This window comes from Stenotrophomonas sp. GbtcB23 (genome assembly GCF_019091045.1).
GTDB lineage: Bacteria > Pseudomonadota > Gammaproteobacteria > Xanthomonadales > Xanthomonadaceae > Stenotrophomonas > Stenotrophomonas rhizophila_A.
Map to the genome: position 1 here is coordinate 1 of NZ_JAGXKC010000512.1, position 254 is coordinate 254.

Genomic DNA, 254 nt, shown 5'->3' on the forward strand with positions numbered 1-254 from the left:
ACGCGGCCACAAACGCAGCAGCAAAAGCCCGGCTTTCCAGTGTGGAGGGCCAGGCCATGATCGTCGCTCTGCTCAACCAGAAAGGCGGCGTGGGCAAAACCACGCTCGCCACGCACATCGCCGGCGAGCTGGCGATGCGCGACCAGCACGTCGTCCTGCTGGACGCCGACCCGCAGGGTTCATCGCGGGACTGGACACAGCGCAGAAGCCAGCAGGGTTTGCCAAGGTTGTTCAGCGCCGGGGGCCTGGCACGC

1 protein-coding gene is annotated in these 254 nt (G+C 66.9%); it reads left to right on the top strand.

The genetic code is table 11. The features are described 5' to 3' along the window. Positions 1–56: 56 nt before the first annotated feature. Positions 57–254: ParA family protein (locus KVS69_RS19950; RefSeq protein WP_217539933.1), on the top strand; the 198-nt coding region annotated here is incomplete at its 3' end.